This is a genomic window from Polaribacter sp. R77954, from assembly GCF_044595335.1.
GTDB lineage: Bacteria > Bacteroidota > Bacteroidia > Flavobacteriales > Flavobacteriaceae > Polaribacter.
In genome coordinates this window covers 185,371-202,000 of the sequence record NZ_CP138992.1, presented here as the reverse complement: position 1 = coordinate 202,000, position 16,630 = coordinate 185,371, and the positions used below count along the sequence as shown (strand labels likewise).

The window sequence follows — 16,630 nt, the reverse complement described above, 5'->3', positions numbered from 1 at the left end:
TCATTGAGTACAGTAAGCAAAAAAAATGATGGGATTATTATTATTTTATCTTATCCAGATACTGTTGTAAGGCCTGCATACAGAGAATTTTCTAGTAAATTTTGGCCAAAAATTGGTATTGGAAGTAAACATGCTATCCAAGCAGGACACGCAGCATTGTTACTCATCAGAAAAAATGATTCTGAAATTAAATATTTTGATTTTGGCAGATATATCACCTCTAATGGGTTTGGAAGAACAAGATCTGCAGTAACAGACCCTGAATTACAGGTTAAAATAAACGCTGATTTTAAACACAACGAACTTATAAATCTTGAAGAAATTTTACTGTGGATTGAAAAGCATCCAGAAAAAACACATGGTTCTGGCAGATTAGTTGCAGGTACAAACAATCAAATTAATTATTCTGAAGCTTTACATTTTATAGAAAATTTAATTGATCTAAAAGAGTTGCCTTATGGTGCTTTTATAAAAAAAGGTACAAATTGTGCACGTTTTGTTACAGATGTTATTATTGCATCTACCAATCATAAAAAAATCAAATGGCATTTAAAAAACTCTAATCTTTTTACACCAAGTCCAATTGGCAATGTGATTAAAGGATCAACTTCAGAAAAAATATACAAAGTACAACATCAAGAAGTAACGCTTTATAAAAACAGATCAATTCTTAAAGAATACAAGGCATCATTTTTTAATACGTTTGATACTGCATTAAATTTAATTGGCACTGAACTACCCAAAACTGAAATATTTGAGCCAAAAAAAGGTTCTTGGCTAGGTGGAATTGGAAGTGGTGCATGGTTTGTAATTGAAAAACAAATCAACAACCTAACCTATTTGATTGCTAGATATGATGCAGATGGAAATAAAGAATTTGAAGATTATTTTGTATTAAATGATGTTAACTTTAATATGAACATGACGTTTAAATTTATACATCCTTCTAATTGTAATGAAGTATATAGTATTCAAAATAAGGTAAAATATTGCTTTAAACGTAAATAATTTCAGTAAACAGGTTTTTTATAGATACATGATCTTAGTAACTTATGATGCTTTTAAGTTTTTATTCGGTGTTGTAGGATTGTATCCAAAATCAGATTCAGGCAGCTCAATCCCTAATTGATAAATAATATAACCAATACTAGCAAAGTGATGAATGGCATGACTTTGTGCTTGCATTAAAATTGCACCAAGCGTATAAGTAGCTTGTACTTTTCCTAAGCCTAAATCGTCTATAACGTTAACTTGAATATTTAAATCTTGTATAGAAAATTTATTTATTTGATGAATTATAGCTTCGTAATAAGCAATACCATTTGCTGTATTTAATTCCACACTCTCATTTCTTTTACGCTTGGTAAGATCAATATTTCGCACTGAAAATCCATCTAAAACACAAGAAAAAACATCTAAAATATGACGCGAGTGGCAACCTATACTAGCACAGTAAGGAAGTATTGTTGCGTTAGAGTATTGTTCATCTGTAATAGTATTTAATAGTTTAATTCCTTTTTCTAAGTTTTTTACAATGGCATTGATCATCTCATCTATTTTGAATATCAGTCGTAATTTATAAAAAAAATTTACGGGTTATTCCTTTATTTTTAGAAAAAACGCACGCACTATGTAAGTGATTGTTTATCAACACAATACAACTATTAAAACGAAAATAGTAATAGCCATTTTAATTTTTGGCACGTTCTTTGAAATTATTAAAACAAATGCGAAAGCCGAAAAGCAATTAGAGTAGGCCAAACCCTTTAAACCACATATTATGAAAAAAGGTGTACTAATAGTATTAGCAATGTTTTTGATGGTTTCTACTGTTGAAGCTAAAAAAAGCGAAAATGTATCGAACAGATTTGGGGTAAATTATTATGCCTATAATAATGCTGTTAACTTCTTTGAACAAGGAATTGAATTTTTTATTTTTACCAATGGCGATTTTGATTTTGATATAAATACCAACAATAGAAGAGTAAGAATAGTTAGAGATTTTAGAGGTAGAATTCAGAGAATTGGCAACGTACGTTTACGATATGATTTTAGAGGTAATGTTACTAGAATTGGAAACATTCGCTTAAACTACTTTAGAAATAGATTAACCAATGTAGGCGATTTAAGAGTGCGATATGACAGATGGGGATATCCTATTTTTCAAGGAAATGTAAGAAATTTCTATTACGATAATGGCATTAGATTTAATATAAATTTTGGTGATGTATTTGGTTATAATGATGTTTTTTTTAGAGATAACGCTTTTAGAAGAAATTATGTACAAATAAGAGAAGACCGTAATTTCTTTTATTACAGGGCCAAACCTAATGCTAGAATTGGAAATAGAAGTAAGATTATAAAAAGAAGAAAATCTGCAACTCTAAGTGGAAACAACAGCTCAGTTTCTAGAAGACAAAGTACACATGTATATCGAAAAAACGATGTAAATAAGAGGTTATCTTCAGATAGAAATGTTAGAAGTTCTCAAAGAAAATCAATTAAGAAAAATGAAGTTCGAAAAAGAACTACCTCTACAGAGAGAAGGCAAGATTTACGCAATCCATCTGTAAAAAGAGCTGTAAAAGACACAAAAACTAGTAGAAAGTCTAATTAAATTGGATAACTAAAAAAATAAAAAAGCTTATTGAAATCAATTTCAATAAGCTTTTTAAGTATTATGTATAATTTTTAAATCTGTTCTCCATTTAAATTTGTGGTTAAAATATCGCTAAACAAATCAAAAAAAGGTCTTAACGCTTTAAAACTATCATCAACCAGATCTACAAAATTTGACGACAACACTTCTTTATCTGTAAAATTTTTTGTGGCAATAAAACCTTTTTTACGTAACAAATCTACATCAGGATGATTTTTATCAAAGCCTCTTGGCGCAGTTTTTAATTCGCCAAAACTTTCAAATTTACCTCCAAAATGTTTGATGTAATTTTTTTCTTTTAAAATGTCTTTGATTTCTGTAGCATCCATTTCAATTTCTTTACGAATCCTGAATAAATCTTCTTTATTAGGTTCCCAAAAACCACCAGCTAAAAAAGATTCTCCTGGTCTAATTCTTAAAAAATAACCACCTCTAAGTTCTTTTCCTAATCTAGAATAGGAGTTTGCAAAATGTGCTTTATAAGGTGTTTTATCTTTAGAAAACCGAACATCTCTATAAATACGCATCATTTTAGATTTTTCAATTTCATCGTGCATTTCTAAGTTATGATGTACAGCTGCAAAAACCGCTTTGGCATTTTGTTGTGCTTCTGTATAAATGGGTTTATGATCTGTAAACCAATCTCTATTATTATTTTTTTGTAAATCTTTTAAAAATTGAAACGTCGATTTTTCTATCTGCATTAATAAGGATTTTAAAAGTTCAAGTTACAAAATAGATTTGTAACTTCGAATTTGAAATGCATCAAAAAACAAAAGACATTAAACGTAGGTATGAAGGATTTTTGCAAACACCAAGTTTGTGGAAAAAGGATGTTGTTTTTGATTTATATCAATTTGAGATTAAAAATGTATCAAAAAAAATAAATATTGAAATTGACGAAAAGTTAAGATTGGGTAAATATATAGAGCGTTTTGTTTCTTATCAAATAACCCAAGAAAAAGATATTTCTATTTTATGTGAAAATATTCAAATTCAGCAACAAAAAAGAACTTTAGGAGAATTGGATTGTATTTTAAAAAAAGACAAATCTATAATACATTTAGAGATTATCTATAAATTCTATTTAATTGATAAAAACGTTGGCAAAACTGAAATTGACCATTGTATTGGCCCTAACAGAAAAGATGCTTTAATTGAAAAACTAAAAAAACTAAAAGAAAAGCAACTGCCTCTACTCTATACAGATGAATGCAAAATGTATTTAAAAAGCATCAATTTAAATGCTAAAGAAATAGAACAACAAGTGTATTTTAAAGCCCAAATATTTGTGCCATTTACGGATAGAAACATGCCATTAAAAATATTAAATACCAATTGTATTGCTGGGTTTTACATCAACAAAAAACAATTATCTCTTTTTACTGATGCCAAGTTTTATATCCCCAATAAAAAAGACTGGTTGGTAATACCTCATCAAAATGTAAACTGGTTAAACTATGAGCGTTTTAAAGAACTTTCTTCTGATTATTTGGCGCGACAATTTTCTCCTTTATGTTGGTTAAAATTACCAAGTGGTGCCATAGAGAAGATGTTTTTAGTTTGGTGGAGTTGATTTTAAGTTTTTAAACAAAAAAAAGGAACTCAAATTTGAGTTCCTTTTTTTTAATTATGAGGCTGTCTGAAAAGTAGGTTTGGATGTCATTTTGAGCGAGGTCGAAAAAACTATATATTTAATTATCAATAAATAAGATTTCTCCATTGCAGTCGAAATGACAAATTTTAATACTTTTCTGATAGTCTCTTTTTTAATTATGTGATAATAATGATCTTACTTATTCTCAATTTTCTCATCTCCTTTTGACGCCTTATTCCAAATTTTAATTTCATCTTCTTCTTTTACCCCTTCTAAAACTTCAACATTTACACCATCTGAAGTCCCTAATTTTAAGGTTACTTTTTTAAAAGTTCCATCTTCTTGTTTTACCTCTACATAAGGCTCTTCAGAATCTTTATCGAATCTTAAAACTGCTTCTTTTACAGATAAAACACTGTCTTTTTTTTCTAAAACAATATCTGCATTTGCACTGTACCCAGCTCTTATAAAATACTTATCATCTAAAGAAACATCAGCTTTTATTTTAAATTGCACTGCACCACCTTCTTCGGTTCCTTTTGGTGCAATAAAATTTAATTTTGCAGGAAACTTTACACCTTCAATAGCACCAATAGAAACTTCAATATCTGAACCACTTACTAGTTTGCCAACTTCAGATTCATCTACTTTTCCTTCAAAAATCATCTTACTCATATCTGCAATAGAAGCAATTGTTGTACCTGCATTAAAATTGTTTGCCTGTATTACTTGATCTCCTTCTTTTACAGGAATCTCTAAAATTGTTCCAGACATTTGTGCCATAATATTAGTGTTGGCAGCGCCTCCAGATGCTGCAGAACCTCTTTTAATAATAACATAATCGTTTTGAGCATTTCGTAAATCTTGCTTTGCCTGATTATATGTTAATTCAAAACGTTCGAATTCTTGCTTAGAAATAACCCCTTTATCAAATAAATTTTTATTTCTTTTAAAAGCAATTTCTGCGTTGTCTACATTTAATTTAATATTATCAACCCTACCTTTAGCACTAATTAACGATTGTTCGTTTGGTACAACTCTTACCATGGCAATTAAATCTCCTTTGGTAACCTTTGCGCCTTCTGTCAACAAAATTTTATCAATAATACCTGTTATTTGCGGCTTAATTTCAATTTCTTCTAAAGGTGTTACAATACCTGTTGCCACTGTTTTTTTAACAATTGTAGTTTTAAAAGGTGTTTCGGTTTCGTATTCTACAATACTTTTTTTGTTCTTTTTTCCGAACCAAATTAATGCAACAACAAATAATATTGCTATGATAATTAAAATAATTTTTGCTTTTTTACTCATGATTTAGTTAATTGTGATTGATTTTATTCTTCTCTTAATGCTTCTATTGGTCTTACTACTGTTGCCATGTGTGCAGGAATTAATCCTATTAAGGTTCCTAATATAATTAACGTGACAAAGGCTACTAAAATAATTGGAATGTTTACGGTTGGGTTTATTAAAACTGCATCATCTCCATGTCCAATTGCCAAGTCAATTAAAAATAAAATAAAACTTCCAAAAATAATTCCTAACATTCCTGCAATGGTTGTTAAAAAAACAGATTCTAATATAATTTGTTGACGAATACTTTTTGGAGTGGCTCCTAGAGCTCGTCGAATTCCTATTTCTTGCGTTCTTTCTTTCACTGTAATTAGTAAAATATTACCAATTGCAAAAACCCCTGCAATTAAAGTTGCAATACCTACAAACCAAGTTAAAAATTGCATTCCTGTTAAAAAGCCTGTTACTTTCCCTATTTCTTTCCCTAAATTTACACTTCCAAAAGCCCTTTCATCATCTGGATGTACTTTATGTAAACCTTTTAAAGTCTGAATAACATCTGTTTCCATTTGCTCAATATCAGTTCCTTGGTTGGCAGTAATCATCATCCAATCTACATTATTGGCTGTGTTATACACTTTTTTAAATGTTGTAAAAGGAATGTAAGCACAATCACCATCAAAATTTACTGTAGTTGATGGTTCATAAACCCCAATTACCTGATAACCAATGTTATTTATTTTAATGTATTGCCCAATTGGCATTTCATCGATTTCGAATAATTGCTTGTACATATCTTCAGATATCACTGCAACTTTTGCGGTATTTAAAATATCATTTTCATTTAAAAAACGACCATATAATAACTGTTTTTTCTGAATTTGATCTAATACAGGATAATCGCCACTTACTCTAAAATCGCCAGATTTAAAATCTTTTATAATTAAATTATTTGTTTGATTTCTTGGTGCCAAAAGTCTTATTTCATTAGAATATTCAGTTTTTAAAACCTCAATATCATTCATTGTTAAACGAAACCTTCTTCCTTTTTGAAAACCTTTAAAAGGAGTATCTGTAGATTGCGTCCAAACAAAAACACTATTGGTTGCAAAATTTCCAAATAACTTGTTAAAACTATTTTCTAAACCTCTTGCTGAACCAAGTAAAACAACTAATAAAAAAATCCCCCAAAGAACACCAATAATTGTAATTGCTGTTCTTACTTTATTTTTACGAATACTTCCGTAAATTTCTTGCCAAGTATCTGAATCGAATAAAAATTTCATAATTAATCTGCTCTTAAGGCTTCTATAGGTTTAATATTTGCTGCTCTTTTTGCAGGTAAATATCCTGCAATTAATCCAGATACAATTAAAACAATGGTTGCTCCAATTACTAATCCTGAACTAACGCTTGGGTCTTTTATAAAATATTTTTCTTCTAAACTATTACCAATTAAACTTAAAAGATAAGTTCCCAGAGTTAAACCTGCATAACCTGCAATGGTAGTTATTAAGACAGATTCTTGCACAACCATACCAACAATTGATGATGGTTTTGCTCCTAAGGCTTTTCTAATTCCAAACTCTTTTGTTCTTTCTTTAATTACAAAAATCATAATATTAGAGATTCCAATAATACCTGCTATTAAAGTTCCAGAACCAATAAAAATAATTATAATAAACAAAGCAAATGATACAGTACTCACAAATTTATTTGCTTCTGCCATATTTCTAACAGAAAGTGCACTTTGATCGTCTGGATGAATGTTCATCTTTTTACGTAAATCTCGCTCCATTTTGTTTCCAAAAGCAATAGCTGCATCTGTACTTAATTTGGGGTTATATCCTAAAGCTATCTGACTTATATAATCATTATTGCCATACATATTTTGTGCAGTAGTTAAGGGTATAAATGCTTTTCTTTCTTCATTATCTCCTCCATCATCAGAAAAAACACCAATAATTAGAAAAGAACTTCCGTTTACATTTACTCTTTTATTTAAAGCTGGTTTTTCACCAAATAAATCCTTTTTAATTAATCTACCAATAACTATTACTTTAGATTTTTGTTTAATGTCTCGTTCATTTAAATACCTGCCTTCATTAATAATTGTTTTTTCTAAAAATTGATGATCTGGGTTTACAGCCATTACTCTATAAGAACTTGCTTCATTTTTATATTTTATAACAAAGTTTTTATAAATTCTTGCTGATTGGTATTGAATTTTACTAGCATATGTGTCTGACACAAAATTATAATCGTCATTTTTTAACTGAACTGCTCTTCCTGATTGCAACCCTTTATATGGTTTTGTTGTTCTCCAAACTCTAACAAACATTGAGTTTTGAGCATCATCTGCAAAAGCTGTTTTGAAAAAATTTCCAAGTCCGTTTGAAATACCGAATAATAATGTAAAAAGCAAAATAGCAAAGGCTACTGTAAAACCAGACATTACAGAACGCAATCGGTTTTTATTAATACTTTGAAATATTTCTCTCCATCTATCTATGTCAAACATACTTAAACTGCTTTAGATGCTTTTGTGAATTTGTCACTTATAATAACACCGTCTTTTAAACGAACAATTCTTTTAGTTTGCTCTGCAACTTCTTCCTCATGTGTAATTACAAAAACGGTCATTCCTTCATCGTTAATGTCTTTTAACAAATCCATTACAGAATCTGTTGTGGTAGAATCTAAAGCTCCTGTTGGTTCATCTGCTAAAACTACTTTTGGTTTTGTAACTAATGCTCTTGCAATGGCCACACGTTGTTTTTGACCTCCAGACAGTTCATTTGGTAAGTGATTTGCCCACTCTTTTAGGCCTACTTTTTCTAAATATTCTAGAGCTACTTTTAATCGCTCTTTTCTATTCATACCTTTATAATACAAAGGTAGGGCTACATTTTCTAAGGCAGTTTTGTAAGAGATTAAATTAAAAGACTGAAATATAAATCCTAAAAATTTATTTCGTAAAAGGGCAGCCTTTTTCTCGTTCATGTCTTTAATCAACTGGCCATTTAAATAGTATTCACCTTCATCGTGAATGTCTAATAAACCAACGATATTTAACAAGGTAGATTTTCCAGAACCAGAGGAACCCATAATAGAAACAAACTCGCCCTCTTTTATATGTAAATCAATTCCTTTTAATACGTGTAAAGAATCTTTTCCTATTGGATAAGATTTGTGAAGTTTTTCTATTCTAATCATGAGTTTGGTTAATTTTACACTAAAGTATTCAATGCTATTGATTGCGATTATTAATATTATGTTAAAAGCCACAACAGATACTCAAATACAACCATAAGACGTCTGTAAAACTAAAATGTTACACGAATTTTAAAAAAAGATAATGTAATTTTGTTTTTTGTTTTATTATGATAGATAATGATTGATATTCCTGAACATAAAAAGCTGATTCTTTTTGATGGTGTTTGCAATCTTTGTAATAAAGCTGTTTTAAGTGTAATTAAATACGACAAAAAAAACACCTTTTTATTTGCTTCTTTACAATCTGAAATTGGCAAGAAAGTAGCTACACATTTACATGTTGATATTGATAGAATGGATTCCATAATTTTATTAGATCCTGGTGTTGCTTATTACATAAAATCTACTGCCGTTTTAAATATTATGAAAGATTTTGGTGGAATTTGGATTATTACTCAAATTGGTTTTTTGCTACCCGAAACTTTTAGAAACCACATTTATGATTTTATTGCAGCAAATAGATACAAATGGTTTGGTAAAAAAGAAAGTTGTTTGATACCTACCCCAGAAATAATTGCTAAATTTATAGAATAATTCATAAAAGTTCCCCCAACATGAAAAAATTTAAATTTAACAAAGATTTTAAGTACAAATTTACTTTAGCTGCTATTTCTTTATTAGTTCTTATCAGCGTTTTAAGCTATCAATTTACCAATGAAAATTTTTATATCATTTCTAGCTTTATTGGTTTCTTATCTTTAATTGCCATTATTATTTCTATAAGTGGTTTTATTAGGTCTTTAAAAAAACTGAACAAACCAAAATCTAAAGAAAGAATTTTGTCTTTTATTGTGATATCGATTACGGCTTGTTTACTTTTGTACATCATTATCGAAAATTTAATAAAAGCCATAAAATTTATTCTGTAAGTGAAAATACCTAATACATTACAATGCGTTATTTTTGATATGGATGGCGTTATCATAGATTCTGAAGAAATTCATAAAAAAGCCTATTATGAAATTTTTAATATGCTTGGTGTTAAGGTTTCTGAAGCTTTGTACAAAACATTTACGGGCTCATCCACTATAAATGCGTTTCAGAAATTGGTAAATCATTTTAATTTAGATGAAAATCCTGAAGATTTGGTTTTAAATAAAAGAGCAAGGTATGTTAATTTTTTTGAAAATGACCCAAGTTTACAATTGGTAAACGGAGTCGAAAACCTAATTAAACATTGTTATAAAAAAGGGTTCACGTTAATTTTAGCATCATCATCAGCAATGGTAAACATCAATAGAGTATTTGATCGTTTTAATTTGCATCAATATTTTACGGCTAAAATTAGTGGTGCAGATTTAACTGCGTCTAAACCACATCCAGAGATCTTTGAAAAAGCGGCTGTTTTAGGAAAAACACCCAAAGAAAATTGTATTGTTATCGAAGATTCTGACAACGGAATAAAAGCTGCAAACGATGCTGGTATTTTTGTTATTGGTTATAAAAACCCGATAGTTTTAGATCAAACTCTTAACAATGCTGACTTTATTATTGATGATTTTAACAAACTACAAGCAATCATCTAAAAACTCTTAACTACGCTTTTAATTCATTCCTATTTCATCAATAATTCCATCTGAAGTTGGATTTTTTTGTTCTCTAATATCAAAATAGATAAATACAGTAACAATCGTAGAAATGATATATAACACAAATTTAACCAGATAAGATATCCCTAATAATACCAAATAAACAGGGTCTCTAAAGTATTCAAAAAGATCAGCAGGATTTTCATCTTCTAGTAATGCAGTCATATCTACTCCTTGATACAAACTTATAGGTAACTCTACAACGAAACTAGCAATTATAATTAGAATTTGAACTACTATTAAAATTCCAAAGGTTTCCCACCAATTATCTTTAATTAAGGTAAAAGCATCACTAATTGAATCTGCAACCCCTTTGTTTTGATATATCAGTATAGGAATTGATAAACTTAAAACCACCCAAAAATAAATACCTGGTAAGAAACAAAATAGAGTTCCTACTAAAATGATAAGGCCTGCTAAAAAAAACAAACCTACATAAGGCCAAAATTGTTCTTTTGTATCTGTTTGTATTTCATCATAATTTACTATTCCTTTATTTTTTATATATGATTTTATATACGATAAGGAAGCAACTGTTACCAAAGCATAAGCAATAATATAAGAAGCTATAATTGCTGTTAATGGCAAAAAGATACTAGAGAAATTAAAATTGAAATCAGGCTCATTTTGATTAATATTAAGAACCCCAGAATAAAAATAACTTGACTCAATTAAAAAATAAATTGCTGCAGCAATTGCTATGATAACAGGCACTATAGCTATTTTTACTATAGTAATAAAAAAAGGTTGCCACTCAGATTTTAAGAATTTAAAAGTATCTGAAAGTATATCACCCAAGCTTCTAACTTGCCTAAAATTTACAAAATCTTGATTATTCATTATTCTATTTCTTCTTAATCTATAGCAATTTTTAAAAATTATCTTCTACTATAATTTGGAGATTCTTTAGTAATGGCCACGTCATGAGGATGACTTTCATTAATACCACTAGCCGTAATTCTTATAAACTGACCCGTTTCTTTTAAAGTTTCAACATCTTTTGCACCACAATATCCCATACCTGCACGTAAACCACCAATAAACTGATGAATACTTTCAAAAAGTTCTCCTTTATATGGTACTCTACCTTCTATACCTTCTGGAACTAATTTTTTGATATCATCTTCTACATCTTGAAAATATCGATCTTTAGAACCTTGTTTCATGGCTGAAACAGAACCCATTCCTCTATACGATTTAAATTTTCTTCCTTCATAAATAATAGTTTCACCTGGAGATTCTTTAGTACCTGCTAATAAAGAGCCCAACATTACACAGTCTGCTCCTGCAGCAATTGCCTTTGGAATATCTCCTGTATAACGAATTCCACCATCTGCAATTACTGGAACTCCACTACCTTTTATAGCGTTTGCAACTTCTAAAACCGCAGAAAACTGAGGATAACCAACACCAGCTACAATTCTTGTTGTGCAAATAGAACCAGGTCCAATACCTACTTTTACAGCATCAGCACCAGCAGCAACTAAATACTGTGCAGCTTCAGGTGTGGCAATGTTACCAACTACAACATCTAAATTTTTAAATTTTGCTTTAACTGCTTTTAGTACTTTTACTACTCCTTCTGTATGGCCATGAGCAGTATCTATAATTACAGCATCTACGCCTGCATTTACCAAGGCTTCTGCCCTTTCTACTGCATCACCTGTAACACCCAAAGCAGCTGCAACTCTTAACCTACCATAACTATCTTTATTTGCAATGGGTTTTTGGGTAACTTTAGTTATATCTCTAAATGTTATTAATCCTTTTAAAATATAATCTTTATCAACAATTAATAATTTTTCAATTTTATGATTTTGAAGAATTAATTCAGCGTCTTTTAATGAGGTACCAACACCAGCTGTAATTAAGTTTTCGCTTGTCATTACCTCAACTATTGGTCTTGTATTCTCGTGTTCAAAACGCAAATCTCTGTTGGTAACAATCCCTTCTAATTTTCCGTTTTCATCAACAACAGGAATACCTCCAATACTATGCTCTCGCATATTATTTTTTGCATCTGCAACTACTGCTGTTAATGGTAAGGTTACAGGATCTAAAATCATACCACTTTCTGCACGTTTTACTTTTCTAACTTCTTGAGCTTGTTGCTCAATCGTCATATTTTTGTGTAAAACACCAATACCACCTTCTCTAGCAATAGCTATGGCTAATGCAGATTCAGTTACAGTATCCATAGCTGCTGAAACTATGGGTACATTTATGGTAATGTTTCTTGTAAATTTTGTAGAAATTTGAACTTCTCTTGGAAGTACTTGTGAAAAAGCAGGAACTAGAAGTACATCATCGTAAGTTAAGCCTTCTCCTAATATTTTATTTTGGTGTGCTATCATTTTGCAATTAAGATATAATTGCGTGCAAATTTACAATTAAAAAATGACATTTAGGTGATTTAGGCTTTATTTTAATATACACATGCTTTTTTAACAAGATTAACTTATTTTATCGTATTGACTTTGCCAAGAGTATTCACTAAAGTTTTTACCAGAACTTCCGCAAAAAATAAATACCATACCTACTGCTCCTTTAAAATAAAACATAAACAACATCAACAAATAACCAAATGAAGCTGGCTTTGTAAAAAAGAAAGGATACGAAATGGCAGTAAAAATTATACTGATTATAGCAAGTGATATCGCTAAATTTTCAATATTTTTTATAGACCAATATTTTAATTTTCTAAAAGGGCTTATGTCATTTCCCCATTTGTGAATTAGATAATAAAATCCATTACCCATTGGTACAAATAAAAGCGGATCATCTGCTTTTTTTAACTTAAAAACTTCCATTGGTGCTACTATTTTAAAGCCCCCCAATGTTGTGCAATGTGTTTTTTCTAATGCCTGAATTTTAGAAATAGCTTCTGAAGGATAGTTGTCTTTAAAATATACAGTATCTAAAAATCGAAGACGATAATCAATGCATATTTTTCTAATATCTGTGATATGAAAAATTGCATTTGTATCTAACTTATCAAAATCAAATGTATTATCTGCAACTGTAGATTTTGAATTGAGTTGATTTAAGGTTGTAGCGTTTTCAGCGTCAATGTTATTGAAAAGGGTTTTATAATATTCAAGCACATTTTCTTCTGAAATCCATTTGCTTCTTTGCTTCTGTAACTCATTTTTTAAATTGATAACATCGAACATACTTTATTTTTTGGTGTAAATTACAAACTATATCAATATTTTGAAAATAGCTACTGAAATTTCTTTTATTTAAAATGAATTTAAATATTGTGAGAGATATTAACAATAAGAAATTTCAATCATAACATTTTGATACATAATCTTCTATGATTATTATTTTTATTTATTCTAAATAAACTTTTATTTAATGGTTTTGCATGGTATATTTGCACCCGAAATTCAAATTAGTTTATAATTAATCTAAATAAAATGAAGAAAGTTATTATTGCAGTAATCACATTATTTACAATAAGTTACAGTGCACAAGAAAAAAAGAAAAAAGATATTTCTATAGATTCAATTCAAAAATTAGACGAAATAATCATCTCTACCAGTAAAATTTTTGGTAACAAATATGTTGCAAAAAACAGAACAGGATCTGCATATTATTTATCACCAAAAGAACTTCAAAAATATAGTTTTACAGATGTTAATAGAGCTTTAAGGTCAGTTCCTGGAGTATCTATTTATGAAGAAGATGGTTTTGGTTTGCGCCCAAATATTAGTCTACGAGGCACATCACCAGAACGAAGTAGTAAAATCACCTTAATGGAAGATGGGGTTTTAATTGCTCCTGCGCCTTATAGTGCCTCTTCTGCCTATTACTTTCCAACAATTGCAAGAATGGAAGCTGTTGAGGTTTTAAAAGGAAGTAGTCAAGTGCAATATGGACCATTTACTACTGGTGGTGCAATTAATATGATTTCTTCTCAAATTCCTAGTGAATTTAAAGGTAAAGTAAGAGCAAGCTATGGTAGTTTTAACTCTAGACAACTGCACACCAAAATTGGTGGAGCAAACAATACGTTTGGATATATGGTAGAATATTTAAACTATGGCTCTGATGGTTTTAAAAACTTACCAAGTGGAAAAAATACTGGTTTTAATAAAAATGATTTAGTTGCAAAATTTACTGTAAATTTATTTCCAAAAGCCGCTGTAAAACAAGCTTTAGAATTTAAATTTCAATACTCAGATGAGGTAGGTAACGAAACTTATCTGGGTTTAAGTGAAGCTGATTTTAATGCCAATCCTTTTAATAGATATGCATCTTCTAATGAAGATAAAATGACTACAGATCATACACAATACATAATTACCCATAAAGCAGAATTCTCTAAAAATATTCGTTTAACAACTACAGCATATCAAAACAACTTTGCTAGAAATTGGTATAAATTAAATGATATTACTTTTAATGGAGATAAACAATCTATCGCAAACATTCTAGAAAGCCCAACCATTTTAGCAAATCATTTTGCAATTGTAAACGGAAGCGTAAATTCTGATGCTGATGCAATCGGAATAAAAGCAAACAATCGAAAATACTATTCTCAAGGTATTCAAACTAAATTAGATTACCACTGGTATAAAGGTGATGTTTTTAATGATATTGAAATTGGTTTACGCTATCACTATGATGAAGAAGATCGTTTTCAATGGGTAGATCAATACAGTATTTCTAGTACAGGAAATTTAGCGTTAACTACAGCAGGTATTCCTGGTAGAGATGCCAATAGAATTACTAGTGCAAATGCTTTTGCATCCTTTATTACTTATAAATTAAAATTTAATAATTGGACATTTACACCTGGTGTGCGTTATGAAAACATCACTTTAAAAAGAGAAGATTTTGGAACTAATGATGTTAGTAGAACTGGTGTAAATTTAGCAGAAAGAGAAAATTCAGTTGGAGTGTTTATTCCTGGTATGGGAACAAACTATACGTTTAGTAATGATTTTTCTATTTTTGGTGGCATACATAAAGGCTTTTCTCCTCCTGGAAATCAAGATGGACAAAAACCTGAGGAGAGTATAAATTACGAGCTTGGTACACGTTTTAAATTCTCAGGAATTTCTGGAGAGTTTGTAGGTTTTTTTAATGATTACTCCAATTTATTAGGAAGTGATTTAGCTGCAACTGGTGGTACAGGGTCTTTAGATCAATTTAATGCTGGTGAGGTAAACGTTAATGGTTTTGAATTGTTGTTAAATTATAATTTCGCAAATGCAGATGCTAAAATAGCTTTACCCCTTTCTTTAGGTTATACTTATACAAACACAGAGTTTCAAAATAGTTTTGGAAGCGATGATGGTTTATGGGGCACTGTTACTGCTGGTGATGAATTGCCTTATATACCCAAACATCAATTTAACATTGGTTTTTCTTTAGAACACTCAGATTTTGAAATTAATTTAAATGCTAGATATAATGGTGAATTTAGAACTTTAGCAGGTATTGGAGACATACCTGATAATGAAAAAGTAGCTAGTAATTTTGTAATTGATATGTCTGGTAAATATTTTATTACCAAACAATTTAGTTTAACAGCTAATATTATTAATTTATTAGATGAAACTTATGCTGCTTCTAGAGTACCTGCAGGTTTAAGACCTGGTCATCCTTTTGGAGCTTACGCTGGTATTGAGTTTAGATTCTAATTATTTATTAAATACCCCAATTAAAAAACTCGAAAAATTTAAATTTTTCGAGTTTTTTTGCGTTTCTAAAGCGTATAGTAAAATCAAAAATAATAGTATGCCTAACCAAGTAATCTTTAAGAATAACTGAAAAGAGTTTTCAATGATTCACAAAAAAAATCCTGAACAATTGTTCAGGATTTTTTTTATTTCTTTAATCAAATTTATTAATCATTGTGCATAAAAGATTGTTTTGCTAACAACTCTTCTTCAGTTTCAACAATATCTTCATCTGGTACACAGCAATCTACAGGACAAACTGCAGCACATTGAGGCTCTTCATGAAAGCCCATACACTCCGTACACTTGTCTGGTGCTATGTAATAAATTTCGTCAGAAATAGGTTCTTGGTCTTCATCAGCGTTAACTGATTTACCATTGGGTAAAACCACATTACCACTTAAATCTGTACCATCTGCATATTTCCAATCGTCTGCTCCTTCATAAATTGCAGTGTTTGGACATTCAGGTTCACAAGCCCCACAATTTATACACTCATCTGTTATTATAATCGCCATAATTT

17 protein-coding genes are annotated in these 16,630 nt (G+C 29.8%); 7 read left to right on the top strand and 10 right to left on the bottom strand.

Annotated elements, in window-relative coordinates; translation table 11 throughout:
- Positions 1–3: 3 nt before the first annotated feature.
- Positions 4–1,008, top strand: coding sequence for a DUF6695 family protein (locus SJY27_RS00815; protein WP_397446344.1), 1,005 nt, complete (start codon positions 4–6; stop codon positions 1,006–1,008).
- Positions 1,009–1,050: 42 nt separating this feature from the next.
- Here SJY27_RS00815 and SJY27_RS00810 read toward each other — a convergent pair whose 3' ends face one another.
- The gene (locus SJY27_RS00810) at positions 1,051–1,548 is read right to left on the bottom strand and encodes a DinB family protein (protein WP_397446343.1); all 498 of its coding nucleotides are present in this window, start codon (positions 1,546–1,548) and stop codon (positions 1,051–1,053) included.
- A 232-nt stretch (positions 1,549–1,780) separates the two neighbouring features.
- Here SJY27_RS00810 and SJY27_RS00805 point away from each other — a divergent pair, with 232 nt between their 5' ends.
- Positions 1,781–2,617 carry a hypothetical protein gene (locus SJY27_RS00805; RefSeq protein ID WP_397446342.1) on the top strand — a complete coding sequence of 279 codons (837 nt, stop codon included), beginning with the start codon at positions 1,781–1,783 and terminating at the stop codon, positions 2,615–2,617.
- A 74-nt stretch (positions 2,618–2,691) separates the two neighbouring features.
- Here SJY27_RS00805 and SJY27_RS00800 read toward each other — a convergent pair whose 3' ends face one another.
- Positions 2,692–3,363, bottom strand: coding sequence for a DUF2461 domain-containing protein (locus SJY27_RS00800; protein ID WP_397446341.1), 672 nt, complete (start codon positions 3,361–3,363; stop codon positions 2,692–2,694).
- A gap of 56 nt (positions 3,364–3,419) precedes the next feature.
- On the opposite strand from SJY27_RS00800, the gene SJY27_RS00795 reads away from it, so the two are divergent.
- A complete protein-coding gene (locus tag SJY27_RS00795; protein ID WP_397446340.1) occupies positions 3,420–4,235 on the top strand; it encodes a DUF1853 family protein in 816 nt (271 codons plus the stop codon).
- A gap of 216 nt (positions 4,236–4,451) precedes the next feature.
- Here SJY27_RS00795 and SJY27_RS00790 read toward each other — a convergent pair whose 3' ends face one another.
- From SJY27_RS00790 to SJY27_RS00775, 4 genes are read right to left on the bottom strand one after another with little or no spacing between them, the layout of a single operon-like run.
- Positions 4,452–5,567: an efflux RND transporter periplasmic adaptor subunit gene (locus SJY27_RS00790; protein WP_397446339.1), complete on the bottom strand. Its 1,116-nt coding sequence runs from the start codon at positions 5,565–5,567 to the stop codon at positions 4,452–4,454.
- Between the two features lie 23 nt (positions 5,568–5,590).
- Positions 5,591–6,835 (bottom strand): ABC transporter permease, encoded by a 1,245-nt coding sequence (locus tag SJY27_RS00785; RefSeq protein WP_397446338.1) that lies wholly within the window; start codon positions 6,833–6,835, stop codon positions 5,591–5,593.
- A gap of 2 nt (positions 6,836–6,837) precedes the next feature.
- Positions 6,838–8,070: an ABC transporter permease gene (locus tag SJY27_RS00780; protein WP_397446337.1), complete on the bottom strand. Its 1,233-nt coding sequence runs from the start codon at positions 8,068–8,070 to the stop codon at positions 6,838–6,840.
- A 2-nt stretch (positions 8,071–8,072) separates the two neighbouring features.
- Positions 8,073–8,765 carry an ABC transporter ATP-binding protein gene (locus SJY27_RS00775; RefSeq protein WP_397446336.1) on the bottom strand — a complete coding sequence of 231 codons (693 nt, stop codon included), beginning with the start codon at positions 8,763–8,765 and terminating at the stop codon, positions 8,073–8,075.
- Between the two features lie 177 nt (positions 8,766–8,942).
- On the opposite strand from SJY27_RS00775, the gene SJY27_RS00770 reads away from it, so the two are divergent.
- Genes SJY27_RS00770 through SJY27_RS00760 form a run of 3 tightly spaced genes read left to right on the top strand, consistent with a single transcriptional unit; the run spans position 8,943 to position 10,351 of the window.
- The gene (locus tag SJY27_RS00770; RefSeq protein ID WP_397446335.1) at positions 8,943–9,359 is read left to right on the top strand and encodes a thiol-disulfide oxidoreductase DCC family protein; all 417 of its coding nucleotides are present in this window, start codon (positions 8,943–8,945) and stop codon (positions 9,357–9,359) included.
- 20 nt (positions 9,360–9,379) lie between these two features.
- Entirely contained in the window at positions 9,380–9,694 is a 315-nt protein-coding gene (locus tag SJY27_RS00765) for a hypothetical protein (protein ID WP_397446334.1), read from the top strand.
- Positions 9,695–10,351 (top strand): HAD family hydrolase, encoded by a 657-nt coding sequence (locus SJY27_RS00760; RefSeq protein WP_397446333.1) that lies wholly within the window; start codon positions 9,695–9,697, stop codon positions 10,349–10,351.
- Between the two features lie 18 nt (positions 10,352–10,369).
- Here SJY27_RS00760 and SJY27_RS00755 read toward each other — a convergent pair whose 3' ends face one another.
- From SJY27_RS00755 to SJY27_RS00745, 3 genes are all read right to left on the bottom strand, one after another.
- A complete protein-coding gene (locus SJY27_RS00755) occupies positions 10,370–11,254 on the bottom strand; it encodes a hypothetical protein (RefSeq protein ID WP_397446332.1) in 885 nt (294 codons plus the stop codon).
- 38 nt (positions 11,255–11,292) lie between these two features.
- Positions 11,293–12,768, bottom strand: a complete 1,476-nt coding sequence (guaB, locus tag SJY27_RS00750; RefSeq protein WP_397446331.1) for an IMP dehydrogenase — start codon at positions 12,766–12,768, stop codon at positions 11,293–11,295.
- 99 nt (positions 12,769–12,867) lie between these two features.
- The gene (locus SJY27_RS00745; protein WP_397446330.1) at positions 12,868–13,587 is read right to left on the bottom strand and encodes a hypothetical protein; all 720 of its coding nucleotides are present in this window, start codon (positions 13,585–13,587) and stop codon (positions 12,868–12,870) included.
- Positions 13,588–13,836: 249 nt separating this feature from the next.
- On the opposite strand from SJY27_RS00745, the gene SJY27_RS00740 reads away from it, so the two are divergent.
- The gene (locus SJY27_RS00740) at positions 13,837–16,068 is read left to right on the top strand and encodes a TonB-dependent receptor family protein (protein WP_397446329.1); all 2,232 of its coding nucleotides are present in this window, start codon (positions 13,837–13,839) and stop codon (positions 16,066–16,068) included.
- A gap of 206 nt (positions 16,069–16,274) precedes the next feature.
- Here the strand turns inward: SJY27_RS00740 and SJY27_RS00735 are convergent, their stop codons facing one another.
- Positions 16,275–16,625 carry a 4Fe-4S dicluster domain-containing protein gene (locus tag SJY27_RS00735; RefSeq protein WP_397446328.1) on the bottom strand — a complete coding sequence of 117 codons (351 nt, stop codon included), beginning with the start codon at positions 16,623–16,625 and terminating at the stop codon, positions 16,275–16,277.
- Between the last annotated feature and the right edge of the window lie 5 nt (positions 16,626–16,630).